This is a genomic window from Dietzia maris, assembly GCF_014144855.1.
In the GTDB taxonomy this organism is placed as follows: Bacteria; Actinomycetota; Actinomycetes; order Mycobacteriales; family Mycobacteriaceae; genus Dietzia; species Dietzia kunjamensis.
The window spans coordinates 1-2,359 of sequence record NZ_JAALDN010000149.1 but is presented as its reverse complement, the minus strand read 5'-3'; the positions used below and the strand labels follow the sequence as shown (position 1 = coordinate 2,359).

Here is a 2,359-nt window from a genome sequence, read left to right as displayed (position 1 = left end):
AGAGGGAACGCCCGGCCCGGATTGTGCATGACCATGGGCAGCTGGAGGACGACGTCCCGCCGCTCCCGGGTCGCCTCATCGGTGGCCAGCCACCGGGCACGACCCACGTGGCCCGAGGAGACCGACGCCGCCCACCGGGCCAGATCGGGGTCCATCGGGTCCCCGCCGGCGAGCAGCGCACGCTCGACCGCCGCCGCGTCCGGCTGACGCAGCGCGACGTTCCGCGAGCGCGACCGCAGGGTCACCATGATGTCCATCGGGTCGGTGGTCGGCGAGCACAGGAGGAACACGGTCCGACTGGGCGGCTCCTCCACCACCTTGAGCAGGGCGTTCCCGGACTGCTCGGTGAGTCTGTCCGCCTCCTCGACCACCACGATCTGCCAGCGCCCGGTGCCGGGGCGGCTCGCCGCGCGGTGGATGGTCTCCTTGACGTCCTTGAGCAGGATGTTGACGCCCTGCGGGGCGAGCAGGTGCACGTCCGCGTGGGTGCCGGCCAGCACCGTGTGGCATGACCGGCACTCCCCGCAGCCCACCACGTCCGGGTCCTCGCACTGCAGGGCGGCGGCGAACGCCATGGCCGCCACGCTGCGGCCGCTACCCGGCGGACCGGTGAACAGCCAGGCGTGGACCATCCGGGCGTCCGAGGCATCCCACCCCTGTCCCGGCACGCGGGCACGAGCGGCCGTGGCGGCAGCCGTCAGCTCCGCCACGACGTCGGCCTGTCCGGCCAACCGATCGAACACCCCGGGCATGGCCCCCACCTTATCCCCGCCCACCGACACACCTGCGGTCCCGGCATCACCGGCGCGAACTAGGCTTGGGCCGATGGAACGATGGGTCAGGTTGTTCAGGTGGCTGTGGGCCACCCCCTGGCCCGTCTATGCCCTGACGATGGTGCAGGCGAACATCATCGGCGCGGTCTTCGTGTTCTCGTTCCTGCGCTTCGTCCTGCCGATGGACCGGTTCCTCGACCTCGACCAGTTCCGCTTCCTCAACCAGTACCTGTTCATCGGCTATCTCGTGTTGGCCTTCGTCGGCGGCGTCATCGCCTCGACGCTGCTCCTCCTGCCCGTGCTGCGGGTCGACCGGTCGGGGGCGGACTTCGACGGCGCCATCCGCCGGCGCACCCTGCGCCTGCCGTTCCACCAGGCGCTCATCTCCGGCGCCATGTGGGTGACCGGGACGCTGCTGTTCGTCGCCGTCAACGTGGGCCACTCCCCCAGGTTGGCTCTCATCGTGGCGGTGACCAGCCTGCTCGGCGGCAGCACCACCTGCCTGATCTCCTACCTGCAGGCCGAGCGGATCATGCGACCGATCACGGTCCGCGCCCTGTCCAGGGGGGTGCCGGAGAGCCGCCATGTCCCCGGTGTGCGTCGCCGGATCTTCCTCGGCTGGTCACTGACCACGGTCATCCCCATCGCGGGCATCCTGCTCATCCTCACCGGACACTGGTTCGGCCTGTTCGGCGACGACCCCGGTCTGATCCTCGTCGCCCTCGCGGTGCTGGCGAGTGTCGCCGTGATCGCCGGCGCGATCGGCATGGGGCTGGTCTCGGACTCGATCGCCGACCCGGTGCGCGAGATGCAGGCGGGCGTCAGTCGCGTCAAGCAGGGCGATTTCGAGACCCGCGTGACGATCTATGACAGCTCGGAGATCGGCCAGCTCGCCCAGGGGTTCAACGAGATGGTCACGGGCCTGCAGGAACGTGAGGCCATCCAGGACCTCTTCGGTCGCTACGTGGGCGAGGACGTCGCACGCAACGCGCTCGAGCGGGGCACCGAACTGGGCGGGCAGGAGCGCCAGGTCGCGGTGCTGTTCGTCGACCTCACCGGTTCGACGGAGTTCGCGGCGGCCCACGAGCCGGCCGAGGTGGTCTCCGTGCTCAACGACTTCTTCCGGATCGCCGTCGAGTCCGTCGACACCAACGGCGGGTACATCAACAAGTTCCAGGGCGACGCCCTGCTCGCGGTCTTCGGGGCGCCGCTGGAGGTGGACAACGAGGCCGGCCGTGCGCTGCGGGCCGCGCGTGCACTGCAGAGCCGACTCGCCGACCTGGCCCCGCTCACGGCGGGGATCGGCGTCTCCTACGGCACCGTCATCGCCGGACACATCGGCCACGCCAAGCGGTTCGAGTACACGGTCATCGGCGACCCGGTCAACGAGGCCGCCCGCCTCACCACGCTGGCCAAGATGGAGCAGGGACACGTTCTGGCGTCGGCGGCCACGATCCACCGGGCCGACGCCCCCGAGGCGGCACGCTGGGTGCTGGGCCGCAGCGTCGAACTGCGCGGCCGGGGCATCATGACCCAGCTCGCCCGACCCCTGCGCCCCACCCTCGCGGACCGGTGGCAGGCCGGCT

2 protein-coding genes are annotated in these 2,359 nt (G+C 70.8%); one reads left to right on the top strand and one right to left on the bottom strand.

The features are described from left to right. Positions 1-776: DNA polymerase III subunit delta' (locus G6024_RS05535; RefSeq protein WP_478213478.1), on the bottom strand; the 776-nt coding region annotated here is incomplete at its 3' end. 49 nt (positions 777-825) lie between these two features. Here G6024_RS05535 and G6024_RS05530 point away from each other — a divergent pair. Continuing rightward, a partial coding sequence (locus tag G6024_RS05530; protein ID WP_159148250.1) for an adenylate/guanylate cyclase domain-containing protein occupies positions 826-2,359 on the top strand: 1,534 nt, incomplete at its 3' end.